Annotated in this window: 15 protein-coding genes; 13 read left to right on the top strand and 2 right to left on the bottom strand. The window is 57.6% G+C overall.

Translation table 11 applies throughout. The features are described 5' to 3' along the window. From rplO to bfr, 10 genes are all read left to right on the top strand, one after another. Positions 1 to 438 carry a 50S ribosomal protein L15 gene (gene rplO, locus AC1RT4_RS28740; RefSeq protein WP_003228720.1) on the top strand — a complete coding sequence of 146 codons (438 nt, stop codon included), beginning with the start codon at positions 1 to 3 and terminating at the stop codon, positions 436 to 438. Beyond that, complete coding sequence (secY, locus tag AC1RT4_RS28735) at positions 439 to 1,767, top strand: preprotein translocase subunit SecY (RefSeq protein WP_003228718.1); 1,329 nt, start codon at positions 439 to 441, stop codon at positions 1,765 to 1,767. It abuts the gene before it with no gap. A 27-nt stretch (positions 1,768 to 1,794) separates the two neighbouring features. Further along, positions 1,795 to 1,911: a 50S ribosomal protein L36 gene (gene rpmJ, locus AC1RT4_RS28730; protein WP_002555468.1), complete on the top strand. Its 117-nt coding sequence runs from the start codon at positions 1,795 to 1,797 to the stop codon at positions 1,909 to 1,911. Between the two features lie 130 nt (positions 1,912 to 2,041). Then, positions 2,042 to 2,398, top strand: coding sequence for a 30S ribosomal protein S13 (rpsM, locus tag AC1RT4_RS28725; protein WP_009045849.1), 357 nt, complete (start codon positions 2,042 to 2,044; stop codon positions 2,396 to 2,398). 30 nt (positions 2,399 to 2,428) lie between these two features. Next, a complete protein-coding gene (gene rpsK / locus AC1RT4_RS28720; protein WP_002555466.1) occupies positions 2,429 to 2,818 on the top strand; it encodes a 30S ribosomal protein S11 in 390 nt (129 codons plus the stop codon). Between the two features lie 18 nt (positions 2,819 to 2,836). Continuing rightward, positions 2,837 to 3,457: a 30S ribosomal protein S4 gene (gene rpsD, locus AC1RT4_RS28715; protein ID WP_011336168.1), complete on the top strand. Its 621-nt coding sequence runs from the start codon at positions 2,837 to 2,839 to the stop codon at positions 3,455 to 3,457. Between the two features lie 26 nt (positions 3,458 to 3,483). Further along, positions 3,484 to 4,485 carry a DNA-directed RNA polymerase subunit alpha gene (locus tag AC1RT4_RS28710; protein WP_003186012.1) on the top strand — a complete coding sequence of 334 codons (1,002 nt, stop codon included), beginning with the start codon at positions 3,484 to 3,486 and terminating at the stop codon, positions 4,483 to 4,485. Positions 4,486 to 4,527: 42 nt separating this feature from the next. After that, entirely contained in the window at positions 4,528 to 4,914 is a 387-nt protein-coding gene (gene rplQ, locus AC1RT4_RS28705) for a 50S ribosomal protein L17 (RefSeq protein WP_007955635.1), read from the top strand. A gap of 238 nt (positions 4,915 to 5,152) precedes the next feature. Continuing rightward, entirely contained in the window at positions 5,153 to 6,607 is a 1,455-nt protein-coding gene (locus AC1RT4_RS28700) for a catalase (protein ID WP_493089503.1), read from the top strand. A 149-nt stretch (positions 6,608 to 6,756) separates the two neighbouring features. Next, complete coding sequence (bfr, locus tag AC1RT4_RS28695; RefSeq protein WP_007955633.1) at positions 6,757 to 7,224, top strand: bacterioferritin; 468 nt, start codon at positions 6,757 to 6,759, stop codon at positions 7,222 to 7,224. A gap of 25 nt (positions 7,225 to 7,249) precedes the next feature. On the opposite strand, the gene AC1RT4_RS28690 is transcribed toward bfr, so the two are convergent. Together AC1RT4_RS28690 and uvrA are read right to left on the bottom strand one after the other, a co-directional pair. Continuing rightward, on the bottom strand, positions 7,250 to 8,455 hold the full coding sequence (locus AC1RT4_RS28690) for an ISL3 family transposase (RefSeq protein WP_493089500.1): 1,206 nt from the start codon (positions 8,453 to 8,455) through the stop codon (positions 7,250 to 7,252). Positions 8,456 to 8,605: 150 nt separating this feature from the next. Further along, entirely contained in the window at positions 8,606 to 11,440 is a 2,835-nt protein-coding gene (gene uvrA, locus AC1RT4_RS28685) for an excinuclease ABC subunit UvrA (RefSeq protein WP_115079381.1), read from the bottom strand. 191 nt (positions 11,441 to 11,631) lie between these two features. Here uvrA and AC1RT4_RS28680 point away from each other — a divergent pair, with 191 nt between their 5' ends. The 3 genes from AC1RT4_RS28680 (at position 11,632) to AC1RT4_RS28670 (ending at position 15,028) form a co-directional block, all read left to right on the top strand. Then, positions 11,632 to 13,029, top strand: coding sequence for an MFS transporter (locus AC1RT4_RS28680; RefSeq protein ID WP_007955631.1), 1,398 nt, complete (start codon positions 11,632 to 11,634; stop codon positions 13,027 to 13,029). A 9-nt stretch (positions 13,030 to 13,038) separates the two neighbouring features. Further along, entirely contained in the window at positions 13,039 to 13,557 is a 519-nt protein-coding gene (locus tag AC1RT4_RS28675) for a single-stranded DNA-binding protein (RefSeq protein WP_007966163.1), read from the top strand. Between the two features lie 265 nt (positions 13,558 to 13,822). After that, on the top strand, positions 13,823 to 15,028 hold the full coding sequence (locus AC1RT4_RS28670; protein ID WP_493089497.1) for an acyltransferase family protein: 1,206 nt from the start codon (positions 13,823 to 13,825) through the stop codon (positions 15,026 to 15,028). Positions 15,029 to 15,145 lie beyond the last annotated feature (117 nt).

Below are 15,145 nucleotides of genomic sequence, written 5' to 3'. Positions count from 1 at the left end.
ATGAAACTCAATGATCTGAGTCCAGCGCCGGGTTCCCGTCGCGAAAAGCATCGTCCGGGCCGTGGTATCGGTAGTGGTTTGGGTAAGACTGGTGGCCGTGGTCACAAAGGTCAGACTTCCCGCTCCGGTGGCACCATTGCTCCAGGCTTTGAAGGCGGTCAACAGCCGCTGCATCGTCGCCTGCCGAAGTTCGGTTTCGTTTCCCTGAAAGCCATGGACCGCGCAGAAGTGCGTCTGTCCGAGCTGGCTAAAGTGGAAGGCGACATCGTCACCGTGCAGTCCCTGAAAGATGCCAACGTGATCAACGTCAACGTACAGCGTGTGAAAATCATGCTGTCCGGTGAAGTGACTCGCGCTGTCACTATCGGCAAGGGAATCGGCGCCACCAAAGGTGCGCGTGCGGCTATCGAAGCAGCTGGCGGCAAGTTCGAGGAATAAATGGCTAAGCAAGGTGCTCTCTCTGCGCTCGGCAAAGGCGGTATGTCTGAACTTTGGGCTCGTCTGCGTTTTCTGTTCCTGGCGATTATCGTCTACCGAATAGGCGCACACATCCCGGTTCCAGGTATCAACCCGGACCGACTCGCAGACCTGTTTCGACAGAATGAGGGGACCATTCTTAGCTTGTTCAACATGTTTTCCGGCGGCGCGCTGGAGCGGATGAGCATCTTTGCACTGGGGATCATGCCGTACATTTCGGCATCGATCATCATGCAGCTGATGACCGCCGTCAGCCCGCAGCTGGAGCAGTTGAAGAAGGAAGGTGAAGCTGGCCGTCGCAAGATCAGCCAGTACACCCGCTACGGCACCGTCGTCCTCGCTCTCGTTCAGGCCATTGGCATGTCCATTGGTCTGGCGGGGCAGGGCGTTGCGTTCACTGGTGACTTTGGCTTCCATTTCGTCGCGGTCTCCACGTTTGTGGCTGGCGCGATGTTCATGATGTGGCTGGGTGAGCAGATTACTGAGCGTGGTGTAGGCAACGGTATCTCGATGTTGATTTTTTCGGGTATCGTCGCCGGTCTTCCGAGAGCAATCGGGCAGTCTTTCGAGTCTGCGCGTCAGGGCGATATCAACATCTTCGCTTTGGTTGCCATCGGTTTGCTGGCAGTAGCGATTATCGGTTTCGTGGTGTTCATTGAGCGTGGTCAGCGTCGTATCGCTGTTCACTACGCCAAGCGTCAGCAGGGCCGCAAGGTTTTTGCTGCGCAAACAAGCCACTTGCCGCTGAAGGTGAACATGGCCGGTGTTATTCCGGCTATTTTCGCGAGCAGCATTTTGCTGTTCCCGGCTTCGTTGGGTGCCTGGTTCGGTCAGTCTGAAGGTATGGGCTGGTTGCAGGACATCTCGCAGTCGATCGCTCCTGGTCAGCCGTTGAATATTCTGCTGTTTAGTGCAGGGATTATTTTCTTCTGCTTCTTCTATACGGCGTTGATGTTCAATCCGAAAGACGTAGCGGAAAACCTGAAGAAGTCCGGTGCCTTTATTCCGGGCATCCGTCCAGGTGAGCAGTCCGCACGCTATATTGATGGCGTTTTGACTCGCTTGACCATGTTCGGTGCTCTTTACATGACGGCCGTGTGCCTGTTGCCCCAGTTCCTGGTGGTTGCAGCAAACGTTCCGTTCTACCTTGGCGGGACCTCGTTGCTGATCGTGGTCGTGGTTGTGATGGACTTCATGTCCCAAGTACAATCGCACCTCGTTTCGCACCAGTACGAATCCCTGATGAAGAAAGCCAACCTGAAGGGTTACGGCAGCGGCATGTTGCGCTGAGTACCCATAAGGTTCGAGGAGTTGGTGATGAAAGTTCGTGCATCGGTGAAAAAGCTGTGCCGTAACTGCAAGATTATTCGCCGCGAAGGTGTTGTTCGAGTAATTTGCAGCGCGGAACCGCGTCACAAACAGCGCCAAGGCTGAGTGTGATTGTGCTTCAAGCCCGGTAGCTAGTGCGCTACCGGGTTGATTATTTGTTATTACAGCGATATTATCTCGCGCCCTATTTCTTGGCTTCCGGGGCGTAGGTAGCTGTCAATTGGAGTCCCACTGAATGGCCCGTATTGCAGGCGTTAACATTCCAGATAACAAGCATACTGTTATCTCGCTGACCTACATCTATGGTGTTGGTCGCACTACTGCACAGAAGATCTGTGCAGAGACTGGGGTAAACCCAGCCGCAAAGATCAAGGATCTGAGCGACGAGCAGATTGAACAGCTGCGTGGCGAAGTGGCGAAGTTCACCACTGAAGGTGACCTGCGTCGCGAAATCAACATGAAAATCAAGCGCTTGATGGACCTCGGTTGCTATCGCGGTCTGCGTCATCGTCGTGGTCTGCCAGTACGCGGTCAGCGTACCAAGACCAACGCGCGTACCCGTAAAGGTCCGCGTAAGCCGATCCGCAAGTAATCGCCCCAGCGAATCGACAGGAATTTAATCATGGCAAAACCTGCTGCTCGTCCTCGTAAAAAAGTTAAAAAGACAGTGGTTGATGGCATCGCCCACATCCATGCTTCTTTTAACAACACCATCGTGACCATCACCGACCGTCAAGGTAACGCTCTTTCCTGGGCTACCTCCGGTGGTTCGGGTTTCCGCGGTTCCCGCAAGTCCACCCCGTTTGCTGCTCAAGTAGCTGCTGAACGTGCTGGTCAAGCTGCGCTGGAATACGGCCTGAAAAACCTCGACGTGAACGTCAAGGGCCCAGGTCCAGGTCGTGAATCCGCAGTCCGCGCTTTGAACGGCTGTGGCTACAAGATCGCCAGCATCACCGACGTGACGCCAATCCCGCACAACGGGTGCCGTCCGCCGAAGAAGCGCCGCGTGTAATCCAGGAGATTGTAAAGAATGGCTCGTTACATTGGTCCAAAATGCAAACTCGCTCGTCGTGAAGGCACCGATCTCTTCCTGAAGAGCGGCGTGCGCGCGATCGAATCGAAGTGCAACATTGAAGCAGCACCTGGTATCCACGGCCAACGCCGCGGTCGCCAGTCCGACTACGGCACCCAACTGCGCGAAAAGCAAAAGGTTCGTCGTATCTACGGCGTTCTCGAGCGTCAGTTCAGCGGCTACTACAAGGCTGCTGCCAGCAAGAAAGGTGCAACCGGTGAAAACCTGCTGCAACTGCTCGAATGCCGTCTGGACAACGTTGTATACCGTATGGGTTTCGGTTCGACTCGTGCCGAATCCCGTCAGCTGGTATCGCACAAGTCGATCAGCGTTAACGGTCAGACCGTAAACGTTCCGTCCTACCAGGTTCGTGCTGGTGACGTGGTTGCTGTTCGCGAGAAGGCAAAGAACCAACTTCGCATTGTCCAAGCTCTCGAGCTGTGCGCCCAACGTGGTCGCGTAGAATGGGTAGAGGTAGATGCTGAGAAGAAGTCGGGCGTTTTCAAGAACGTTCCTGCTCGCAGTGATCTGTCCGCCGACATCAACGAAAGCCTGATTGTCGAGCTCTACTCCAAGTAAGTAAGGGCTAGAAAATAGGTGCATCCATGCAGATTTCGGTAAATGAGTTCCTGACACCCCGTCACATTGACGTGCAGGTTGTCAGTCCAACCCGCGCCAAGATCACTCTCGAGCCTCTCGAGCGTGGTTTTGGCCACACCCTGGGCAACGCGCTGCGCCGCATCCTGTTGTCCTCAATGCCCGGCTGCGCAGTAGTCGAGGCCGAGATTGACGGTGTGCTCCACGAGTACAGCGCCATCGAAGGTGTACAGGAAGACGTAATTGAAATCCTGTTGAACCTTAAAGGTCTGGCCATCAAGCTGCACGGTCGTGACGAAGTTACGCTGACCTTGTCGAAGAAGGGTTCGGGGGTGGTTACCGCTGCCGATATTCAGCTGGATCATGATGTCGAGATCGTTAATCCCGATCACGTAATCGCTAACCTGGCGTCTAACGGCGCCCTGAACATGAAGCTCACCGTAGCTCGTGGTCGTGGTTATGAACCAGCCGACTCGCGTCAGAGCGATGAAGACGAAAGCCGCAGCATCGGTCGCTTGCAGCTCGACTCTTCGTTCAGCCCGGTTCGCCGTATCGCATATGTGGTGGAAAACGCCCGTGTCGAGCAGCGTACTAACCTGGACAAGCTGGTTATTGATCTGGAAACCAACGGTACTCTTGATCCTGAAGAGGCTATTCGCCGTGCTGCAACCATTCTGCAACAGCAGTTGGCTGCGTTCGTCGACCTCAAAGGTGACAGTGAGCCAGTGGTTGTCGAGCAGGAAGACGAGATCGATCCGATCCTGCTTCGCCCGGTTGACGATCTGGAACTGACTGTACGTTCGGCTAACTGCCTTAAGGCGGAAAACATCTACTACATCGGCGACCTGATTCAGCGTACCGAAGTAGAGCTGTTGAAGACTCCGAACCTGGGCAAGAAATCCTTGACTGAAATCAAGGACGTTCTGGCCTCCCGCGGTCTGTCCCTCGGCATGCGCCTCGACAACTGGCCGCCTGCAAGTCTTAAGAAGGACGACAAGGCGACTGCCTGATCGTCGTAATCACCGAACGTAGTGTTTGGTAAGGAATGAACCATGCGTCATCGTAAAAGTGGGCGTCACCTGAGCCGCACCAGCTCGCACCGCAAGGCCATGTTCCAGAACATGGCGGTGTCGCTGTTCGAGCACGAGCTGATCAAAACTACTCTGCCAAAAGCCAAAGAACTGCGCCGCGTTGCCGAGCCGCTGATCACTCTGGCCAAGACAGACAGCGTTGCTAACCGTCGTCTGGCTTTCGACCGTACTCGTTCGAAAGCTATCGTTGGTAAGCTCTTCAACGACCTGGGCAAGCGTTACGCTACCCGTGAGGGTGGCTACCTGCGCATCCTCAAGTGCGGTTTCCGCGCTGGCGACAACGCGCCTATGGCGTACGTCGAACTGGTTGATCGTGCTGTCGGCGGTGAAGCTGTATCCGCTGAGTAAGACATCAGTCTGAAACAAGGAACCGGGCCTAGTGCCCGGTTTTTTGTGCCTGTAAGAAATGCACTGTTCGTACAAGCTTCTACCCTGTTCGTGTCTGCACTATATGCGGGGGCTTATCGTTAGTTTTTATCTATTGATGACCATAAGTTAATGAATTTGTGACTGTCATATTGATGATCGATACTCCCCAACAAGCCGATTAGCCGGCAGTTCAAGACCGATAGAGGAAGAAGATCGCATGAGCCAGAACAAGACGCTTACGACCGCCAGTGGCGCACCTGTCGCTGATAACCAGAACTCTCGCTCCGCCGGCCCTCGTGGCCCGTTGCTGCTCGATGATTTCCACCTGATCGAGAAGCTTGCTCACTTCAACCGAGAAAACATCCCTGAGCGTCGTGTGCACGCCAAGGGTTCGGGCGCATACGGTACGTTCACGGTCACTCGCGACATTACGCAGTACACCAGCGCCAAGCTGTTCTCTGCTGTCGGCAAACAGACGCCGACCTTCCTGCGTTTTTCAACGGTCGGTGGTGAGCGTGGTTCGGCCGACACCGAGCGCGATCCGCGTGGCTTCGCCCTCAAGTTCTATACCGAAGAAGGCAACTGGGACATCGTCGGCAACAACACGCCGGTGTTTTTCATTCGCGATCCGCTGAAATTCCCTGACTTTATCCACACCCAGAAACGCCTGCCGCAAAGCAATCTGAAAAGCGCGCAGATGATGTGGGACTTCTGGTCGCATTCGCCTGAAGCACTGCACCAGGTCACGATCCTGTTCTCCGATCGCGGCATTCCGGACGGCTATCGCCACATGCACGGTTTCGGCAGCCATACCTACAGCTTGATCAGCGCTCAAGGCGAGCGTCACTGGGTGAAGTGGCACTACAAGACCAAGCAAGGGATCAAGAACCTCGCGCCGGCAGACGCGGCACGTTTGGCGGGCACGGATCCCGATTACGCCCAGCGTGATCTGTTCGAAGCCATCGAGCGTGGTGACTTCCCGAAATGGAGCGTGTGCATCCAGATCATGACCGAGGCCCAGGCTGCTGCTCACTACGAGAACCCGTTCGACGTGACCAAAACCTGGTCGCAGAAGGAGTTCCCGCTGATTGAAGTGGGTGAGCTGGAACTGAACCGTAATCCGCTCAACTACTTTGCTGAAGTCGAGCAAGCTGCGTTCGGTCCAAGCAACATGGTGCCTGGCGTAGGTCTTTCGCCGGATCGCATGCTGCAAGGTCGTGTATTCGCATACGCCGATGCCCACCGCTACCGCGTAGGCACCAACCACCAGCAGCTGCCGGTGAACGCTCCGCGCAGCCCGGTGAATACTTACCAGCGTGACGGTTCGATGGCATTCGGCAGCAACGGTGGCGCAGCGCCGAACTACGAGCCGAACAGCTACGTAGAGTCGCCGAAACAAGTCCCGCACTATGCCGAGCCTGCACTGGCTCTGAACGGCGCGGCTGATCGCTACGATCACCGTGAAGACACTGACTACTACAGCCACGCTGGTGCGCTGTTCCGCTTGATGAGCGACGAACAGAAAGCATTGCTCGTCAGCAATATCGCCGGTGCGATGGCCGGTGTGTCGAGTGATGTCGTCGACCGTCAGTTGCAGCATTTCCACAAGGCCGATCAGGCGTATGGAGAAGCAATCGCAAAGCTGCTCAACGTACAGCTTAACGAAGTCTAAACGAGAAGCAGAACCGCCCTCATTCGGGCGGTTTTTGCGTTATTTAGGCTGCTTTTCTCAGAATATCTTCGCTTTTATTGCGCGAAGTGAGTGACCTTCCAGTCAGGTTGGTTCAAACTACAGACTTTCAAGCAGGGAGATGTAGGGCGATGCAAGGCCACCCAGACGTTATCGATTACCTCAACACGTTGCTGACCGGCGAACTGGCCGCGCGTGACCAATATTTCGTTCACTCGCGGATGTATGAGGACTGGGGATTCACCAAGCTCTACGAACGAATCAACCACGAGATGGAAGAAGAGGCCGGTCACGCTGACGCGCTGATGCGCCGGATTCTGATGCTCGAAGGCACTCCGCGCATGCGCCCGGATGACCTGGATGTTGGGACCACGGTAGAGACCATGCTCGAAGCGGATCTGCGCCTTGAGTACAAGGTTCGTGCTGCACTGTGCAAAGGCATCGAGTTGTGTGAAAAGAATGGCGACTATGTAAGCCGCGATATCCTCAAGCTTCAGTTGCATGACACCGAAGAAGATCACACCTACTGGCTTGAAAAGCAGTTGGGCCTGATCAAACTGATCGGTATCCAGAACTACCTGCAGTCCCACGCGTCCTGATTGCAGCCGGTACAAAAAAGGTTCTTCACGGATTACCGGGAAAGACGCTCTTGATCTTCATGAAAAAGAATTCGCTATCCCGGTAACCGTACGCCATCCGCTTGATGACCTTTATTCGATTGTTTATTCCTTCCAACTGACCGGTGTGCATCGGCCAGCGAACCCGACTCACGATGCCCCGCCAGTAACCTTTTAGCCGTTTGGCAAACTGGATCAGGGCCGGAATTTCGCTTTCATGAGCATGGCGCAGCCACTGCTTCCAGGCCGATCTCCAGGCCCAGGCGGTACTCGGTGCCCAGAGTATTTTGAGTTCAGCCTTCAGCAAATAGACCGTCATCAGTGATTGGTTGGCTGCCAATAAATCCTGCAAGTGAACCTCTTGTTCAGGTGTTTTCAGATTCTGCGGATTGCGCAGCAACAGCCATCGCGCTTGTTTGATGACCTTGCGAGACGGCTTGTCGTGACGTAGCCGGTTGGCTTCGTCGACGCGGACCCGGTCAATGACCTCTCGGCCGTATTTGGCCACTACGTGAAACAGGTCGTAGACCACTCGTGCTTTCGGGCAGTGCTGACGAACTTCCAGGTCAAAAGCGGTGTTCATGTCCATCGCCACCGCCTCGATTTTGGCGCAACCTTCTGGCCCAAGCTCTTCGAAGAACGGTCTGACCGCCGCCCGACTGCGGCCTTCGCCGATCCACAGAACCCGTCGTGTGTCGGCATCGAGCACAACGCTGGCGTAGCGATGTCCTTTGAACAGCGCGAATTCATCCATCACCAAACGTCGTGGTTGCGCCTTCGGCAGTTCGCTCAATACCGCCTGCAAGGCGCGACGCTCCAGCAATCTAACCGTGCCCCAATGCAGACCAAACATTTGGGCCACGTGCAGGGTGGGAAGGCGCTCGCAAGCCTGAATAACCGCATCGGCCAAGCGGCGCGTCATACGCGCATAGCGATCCAGCCAACTGACGGCCTCCATGCGTTTGCCACAATCGCGGCAGCCAACTCGCCTGAGCAAAACGTTGAGGCGTACCGCACGGCCAAGAATGGGCAAATCACGAACGACTCGCTCGCAATACTCATGAGTGGTTGAACAGGTTTTTTGGCAGCTGCCACAGGAAGGGAATCGGGTGGCGTGGGGGGCTAGATCGATCTGGAGGGCGTCACCATCAGGCTTGATGTTGACGACAGAAAAGCCCTCCCAAAAAGGAAGGAAAGTATTAATATCGCGCATAAGAACGCCGGTTTGTTAGATGTGTTTGCTCGCACGAACATCATCAATCAAATCGGCGTTCTTGTTTCTGTGTTTCCCGGGATTCCGTGAAGAACCAAAAAAAAGCCCCTGTCACTGATGAAGTGACAGGGGCTTTTTCATGCCCGGCGATCAGGCCCGATCGCGGATCAACAGCGGCTTGAGGTAATGGCCGGTGTGAGACTGTTTCATCTCGGCCACTTCCTCCGGCGTACCGGTGGCGATGATCTGGCCACCTTTCGAACCACCCTCGGGGCCGAGATCCACCAGCCAGTCGGCCGTCTTGATCACGTCGAGGTTGTGCTCGATCACCACCACGGTGTTGCCGTGGTCGCGCAGGCGATGCAGTACGTCGAGCAATTGCTGGATATCCGCGAAGTGCAGACCGGTGGTCGGCTCGTCGAGGATATACAGGGTCTTGCCGGTATCGCGCTTGGACAGCTCGCGAGACAACTTGACCCGCTGGGCCTCACCACCGGACAGCGTGGTCGCCGACTGCCCGAGCTTGATGTACGACAGGCCCACATCCATCAGCGTTTGCAGCTTGCGCGCCAGCGCCGGCACCGCGTCGAAGAACTCCCGCGCTTCCTCGATGGTCATCTCGAGGGTTTCGTGGATGCTCTTGCCCTTGTATTTGATCTCCAGGGTTTCGCGGTTGTAGCGCTTGCTCTTGCACACGTCGCACGGGACGTAGATGTCCGGCAGGAAGTGCATTTCCACCTTGATCAGACCGTCGCCCTGGCAGGCTTCGCAACGACCGCCCTTGACGTTGAACGAGAAGCGCCCCGGGCCGTAACCACGGGAGCGGGACTCGGGGACTCCGGCAAACAGTTCGCGGATCGGCGTGAACAGCCCGGTATAGGTCGCCGGGTTGGAGCGCGGCGTACGGCCGATCGGGCTCTGGTCGATGTCGACGACCTTGTCCAGATGCTCCAGGCCCTTGATGCTGTCGTGGGCTGCCGCTTCCAGGGTGGTCGCGCCATTGAGTGCCGTGGCGCTCAGCGGGAACAGCGTGTTGTTGATCAGCGTCGATTTGCCGGAGCCGGAAACGCCGGTCACGCAGGTCAGCAGGCCGATCGGGATTTCCAGGTCAACGTTGCGCAGGTTGTTGCCCCGCGCGCCCTTGAGCGACAGCACCTGCTTCTTGTTGCGCGGCGTGCGCTTGGCCGGCACTTCGATCTTGACCCGGCCCGACAGGTACTTACCGGTCAGCGAGTCCGGGTGCGCCATGACTTCGTCCGGCGTGCCTTCGGCGACGATCTGCCCGCCATGAACCCCGGCGCCCGGGCCGATATCCACTACGTAGTCAGCGAGACGGATCGCGTCTTCGTCGTGCTCGACTACGATCACGGTGTTGCCGATGTCGCGCAGGTGCTTGAGGGTGCCGAGCAGGCGATCGTTGTCGCGCTGGTGCAGACCAATGGACGGTTCATCGAGGATGTAAAGAACACCGACCAGGCCCGCGCCGATCTGGCTGGCCAGACGAATCCGCTGCGCTTCACCGCCAGACAGGGTATCGGCACTGCGATCCAGCGACAGATAGTCGAGACCGACATTGACCAGGAATTGCAGACGCTCGCGGATCTCCTTGAGAATCTTGTCTGCGATTTCGCCACGGCGCCCGGTCATCTTCAGCGCGCCGAAGTAATCGCAGGCGTCGCCGATCGGCAGGTTGGTCACCGCCGGCAGGGTTTTCTCGCCGACCCACACGTGCCGCGCTTCGCGACGCAGGCGGGTGCCACGGCAATCCGGGCAGGACTGGGTGCTGAGGAACTTCGCCAGTTCTTCGCGAACGCTCGCCGATTCGGTTTCGCGGTAGCGGCGCTCGAGATTCGGCACGATGCCTTCGAACGGGTGCGAGCGCTTGACGATGTCGCCCCGGTCGTTGAGGTATTTGAAGTCGACGTTCTGCGAGCCGCTGCCGTGCAGGATGTACTTCTGCTGATCGGCCGGCAGCTCGTTGAACGGCTGTTCCAGGCTGAAGCCGTAGTGCGCGGCCAGTGAGCCGAGCATCTGGAAGTAATAGACGTTGCGCCGGTCCCAGCCGCGGATCGCGCCCTCGGCAAGGGTCAGCTCACCGTTGACCAGTCGCTTGATGTCGAAGAACTGCTTCACCCCCAGACCGTCGCAGGTCGGGCAGGCGCCGGCCGGGTTGTTGAAGGAAAACAGCTTGGGTTCCAGCTCGCTGATCGCGTGGCCGCAGATCGGGCAGGCGAAGCGCGCGGAGAAGATCATCTCTTCGCCCGGCTCGTCGTCCATCGGCGCCACCAGCGCGATGCCGTCGGCCAGCTTCAGCGCGGTCTCGAAGGATTCGGCCAGACGCTGCTGCAGGTCGGCGCGAACCTTGAAGCGGTCGACCACGACTTCGATCGTGTGCTTCTTCTGTTTATCCAGCTTCGGCAATTCGTCCAGCTCACAGAGCCGGCCGTTGACCCGGGCCCGGACGAAGCCCTGGGCGCGCAGTTCTTCGAACACCGACAAGTGCTCGCCCTTGCGCTCGCGAATCACCGGCGCCAGCAGCATCAACTTGCTGCCTTCCGGCTGGGCCAGCACCAGGTCGACCATCTGGCTGACGGTCTGGGCTTCCAGCGGAATGTCGTGATCCGGGCAGCGCGGCGTACCGACGCGTGCATAAAGCAGACGCAGGTAGTCGTAGATTTCGGTGATGGTGCCGACCGTGGAGCGCGGGTTGTGCGAGGTCGACTTCTGTTCGATGGAGATCGCCGGCGACAGGCCTTCGATGGTGTCGACGTCGGGTTTTTCCATCATCGACAGGAACTGCCGGGCATAGGCCGACAGGGATTCGACATAGCGGCGCTGACCTTCGGCGTACAGCGTGTCGAAGGCCAGGGACGACTTGCCGGATCCGGACAGGCCGGTGATGACGATCAGTTTGTCCCGTGGCAGGGTCAGGTCGATGTTCTTCAGGTTGTGGGTGCGGGCCCCACGAATCAGGATCTTGTCCAAAATGGCCTCGCTCGGCGGGCGTCGAAAACACAGGAGTATACGGCCAAATACTGGATGGATGCACACTATCAAGTGAAGGGTTTTTTGCCTTACATGAAGAGAGTTTCATCTGTACGCGTCAAAGCGTCGCGATATACCCCGTCTCTCGATGGGACTGGTAGAATCGCCGCCGGTTCACACGAGGTTTTTCCATGCACGATCCCCACAGCGAACGCATGAGTGGCAGCGAGACCCGCGCGGCGAGCGGTCTGGCCCTGGTGTTCGCCTTCCGTATGCTTGGCATGTTCATGGTGTTGCCGGTACTGGCGACCTACGGCATGGATCTGGCGGGAGCGACCCCGGCCCTGATCGGGCTGGCGATCGGCGCTTACGGCCTGACCCAGGCGATTTTCCAGATTCCGTTCGGGATCATTTCCGACCGCATCGGCCGGCGTCCGGTGATTTACCTGGGGCTGATCGTCTTCGCCCTCGGCAGCGTGCTGGCGGCTCAGGCCGATTCGATCTGGGGCGTGATTGCCGGGCGGATCCTGCAGGGTGCCGGCGCTATTTCCGCGGCGGTCATGGCTTTGCTTTCCGATCTGACCCGCGAACAGCACCGCACCAAAGCCATGGCCATGATCGGCATGACCATTGGCCTGTCATTCGCTGTGGCGATGGTGGTCGGTCCGCTGCTGACCCGTGCGTTCGGCTTGTCCGGCCTGTTCCTCGCCACCGGTGGCATGGCGCTGGTGGGCATCGTGATCGTGATGTTCATGGTGCCGAAATCCACCGGGCCGCTGAGTCATCGCGAGTCCGGCGTTGCACGTCAGGCGTTGATGCCGACGCTCAAGCACCCGGACCTGCTGCGGCTGGACCTGGGCATTTTTGTGTTACATGCGATGTTGATGTCGAGCTTCGTCGCACTGCCCCTGGCACTGGTCGAAAAAGCCGGTCTGCCCAAGGAACAGCACTGGTGGGTCTACCTCACCGCGCTGCTGATTTCGTTCTTCGCCATGATCCCGTTCATTATCTACGGCGAGAAGAAACGCAAAATGAAACGAGTTTTGCTCGGCGCCGTGATGACGCTGATGCTCACTGAGCTATTCTTCTGGCAGTTCGGCGACAGCCTGCGGGCTCTGGTGATCGGGACGGTGGTGTTCTTCACCGCGTTCAATCTGCTGGAAGCTTCGCTGCCGTCGCTGATCAGCAAGGTTTCACCGGCAGGTGGCAAAGGCACGGCCATGGGCGTGTACTCCACCAGTCAGTTCCTCGGTTCGGCACTCGGCGGGATTCTCGGCGGCTGGATGTTCCAGCATGGCGGTCTGTCGGTTGTGTTCCTCGGATGTGCCGGGCTGGCTGCACTTTGGCTGGCCTTTGCTGTTACCATGCGCGAACCTCCCTACGTGACGAGCCTGCGCCTGCCGCTGTCGCCCGAAGCGATCCGCGAAGCGGGTCTGGTCGAGCGTCTCAAGGCCCTCGTAGGGGTAACTGATGCAGTGATAGTTGCTGATGAAGCGGCGATCTACATCAAACTGGACACCGAATTAATGGATCGCACCACTCTCGAACGCCTGGTGAACAACCCGGCGCAGACTGCGTGCGAAGCCTAGGAGAACGTTATGGCCCGTGGGGTTAACAAAGTCATTCTGGTCGGTACTTGCGGCCAGGATCCCGAAGTACGCTACCTGCCCAACGGTAACGCCGTGACCAACCTGAGTCTGGCGACCAGCGAGCAGTGGACCGACAAGCAGACCGGTCAGAAGGTCGAGAAGACCGAGTGGCACCGCGTATCGATGTTCGGCAAGGTTGCCGAAATCGCCGGCGAATACCTGCGCAAGGGTTCGCAGGTTTACATCGAAGGCAAGCTGCAAACCCGTGAGTGGGAAAAAGACGGTATCAAGCGTTACACCACCGAAATCGTGGTCGACATGCAAGGCACCATGCAACTGCTGGGCGGTCGTCCACAACAGGGCGACCAACAAGGCGGTGGCAACAACTATCAGCAGCAGGCGCCACGCCAGCAGGCTCCGCGTCCGCAGCAGTCGGCACCTCAGCAGCGTCCGGCCCCGGCTCCTCAGCAGGCCGCACCGCAACCGGCTCCGGATTTCGACAGCTTCGATGACGATATCCCGTTCTGATTGAAGTTGCTGAACCATTTCCGGTTTGGATTCGAAGCCCCCGCATTGCGGGGGCTTCGTCGTTTGGGCGGGTGTAGATGGCTTTTCGGTGATCGTGAACTGACTGATCGGTCCCTGTATTCAGGGCAATAAAGTTTCGCATAGAGTCTTGAAGGCAACGGCTAGCCAATCCATGATCGGTCCGGCGCTTTCGAGCCCGTCCATTTTGCAAGAGCGGGCTCCCCGGCGTCGGGTGTCAGTTCCATCACAAGAACAAGAGAAAACGATGAGCAGTAGCAAGAACAAGGAAATCGAGTACCTGCGCGGCGTGGCTATCCTGATGACGGTGTTGGCCCACAGTTCACTGTTGCTGCCGTTCCATGCCGAGTTCATGGAGAAGCTGTTCAACGTCTATTCCCCTTGGTCGGGGGTGGATCTGTTCTTCTGTATTTCAGGCTTTGTCGTCAGCAAGGCCTATCTGGACTATTTCGACAAGAACCGGGAACAAAACCGCTTCGGACTCGCCGCCACTTCATTCTGGATTCGTCGTGCCTATCGTCTACTGCCCACAGCTTGGTTATGGGTGCTGATACCGCTGGCATTTTCAATCTTTTTCAACCAGTCGAACGCCTTCCAGTCGTGGTTCGATAATCTGCGCAGCTTCACCGCCGTCGCGACATTCACGGGCAACCTGGCGAACCAGTACGGCGTACTGCTGGGGCCAAACTCGGTGTATTGGAGCCTGGCGCTGGAGGAGCAGTTCTACTTCATTTTCCCGTTGTTCCTGCTGCTGATCACTTCCACGCGCTGGCGGGTGATCACCCTGATCGCGCTGATTGCCGTGCAATTTCCCTTCAATCGCTATGCGTTTGGCGGACCATTGGCCGGCATGCTTTTCTCGTTCCGTCTGGATGCGATGATGTGGGGCATTTTGCTGTGCCTGTTCACACGCACATCGTTGTACAAGGACATTGAGCCCACGGTACTGGGCGCCAGCTTGCTGAAGCGGCTGGCACTCACCTTGTTCCTGCTTTACATGCTCGGCGCCATTGCCGGTCAGATGATCGCCATGCCGATCGCGGTGGGGCTGATCGCAATCAATGCGTTGATTCTCGTCTGGCTTTCCAGTTATCAGAAGGGTTACATCTACTGCCCGGCCATTTTGAGCGGGCTCGGGCAATGGCTGGGGTCGCGCTCGTATGCGTTGTACGTTGTGCATATGTTCGCCTACCACTTGAGCACCGAGATCTGGAGCCGGGTGGCCAGCGAACGGGGTGTCGCGTTGGGCGCAGAGTTCACCGTGCCGATGTTGCTGACCTCGTTTGCAATCATGTTGGTGTGCAGCGAGTTGAATTACCGTTTTGTCGAAACGCCATTGCGTCGTCGCGGTGCGGAAATCGCGCGGCGGAGAATGGCTGGGGTCAGCTCCGTCGAGCCTGCCAAGGAAAAGTCTGCATCTGAGGTGCCGGCACGCACGACCGAACTGTCGTAATCGGCGCCAGAAACGAAAAACCCGTAGCGCGCAAACGCTACGGGTTAATGAGATGGTCACCCCCAACACCCTGCGAGGGCTACGCTTTCGCAGGGTGTTTTGTTTTCGGAGGCCATC

The sequence above is a fragment of the Pseudomonas sp. GW821-FHT11D10 genome, from assembly GCF_058808435.1.
This window is presented reverse-complemented; position numbering and strand designations above follow the sequence as displayed.

What these genes read in the sequence shown, in the direction of transcription:
- rplO (WP_003228720.1), top strand. Translation starts at nt 1, where the DNA reads ATGAAACTCAATGATCTGAGTCCAGCGCCGGGTTCCCGTCGCGAAAAG.
- secY (WP_003228718.1), top strand. Translation starts at nt 439, where the DNA reads ATGGCTAAGCAAGGTGCTCTCTCTGCGCTCGGCAAAGGCGGTATGTCT.
- rpmJ (WP_002555468.1), top strand. Translation starts at nt 1,795, where the DNA reads ATGAAAGTTCGTGCATCGGTGAAAAAGCTGTGCCGTAACTGCAAGATT.
- rpsM (WP_009045849.1), top strand. Translation starts at nt 2,042, where the DNA reads ATGGCCCGTATTGCAGGCGTTAACATTCCAGATAACAAGCATACTGTT.
- rpsK (WP_002555466.1), top strand. Translation starts at nt 2,429, where the DNA reads ATGGCAAAACCTGCTGCTCGTCCTCGTAAAAAAGTTAAAAAGACAGTG.
- rpsD (WP_011336168.1), top strand. Translation starts at nt 2,837, where the DNA reads ATGGCTCGTTACATTGGTCCAAAATGCAAACTCGCTCGTCGTGAAGGC.
- AC1RT4_RS28710 (WP_003186012.1), top strand. Translation starts at nt 3,484, where the DNA reads ATGCAGATTTCGGTAAATGAGTTCCTGACACCCCGTCACATTGACGTG.
- rplQ (WP_007955635.1), top strand. Translation starts at nt 4,528, where the DNA reads ATGCGTCATCGTAAAAGTGGGCGTCACCTGAGCCGCACCAGCTCGCAC.
- AC1RT4_RS28700 (WP_493089503.1), top strand. Translation starts at nt 5,153, where the DNA reads ATGAGCCAGAACAAGACGCTTACGACCGCCAGTGGCGCACCTGTCGCT.
- bfr (WP_007955633.1), top strand. Translation starts at nt 6,757, where the DNA reads ATGCAAGGCCACCCAGACGTTATCGATTACCTCAACACGTTGCTGACC.
- AC1RT4_RS28690 (WP_493089500.1), bottom strand. Translation starts at nt 8,455, where the DNA reads ATGCGCGATATTAATACTTTCCTTCCTTTTTGGGAGGGCTTTTCTGTC.
- AC1RT4_RS28680 (WP_007955631.1), top strand. Translation starts at nt 11,632, where the DNA reads ATGCACGATCCCCACAGCGAACGCATGAGTGGCAGCGAGACCCGCGCG.
- AC1RT4_RS28675 (WP_007966163.1), top strand. Translation starts at nt 13,039, where the DNA reads ATGGCCCGTGGGGTTAACAAAGTCATTCTGGTCGGTACTTGCGGCCAG.
- AC1RT4_RS28670 (WP_493089497.1), top strand. Translation starts at nt 13,823, where the DNA reads ATGAGCAGTAGCAAGAACAAGGAAATCGAGTACCTGCGCGGCGTGGCT.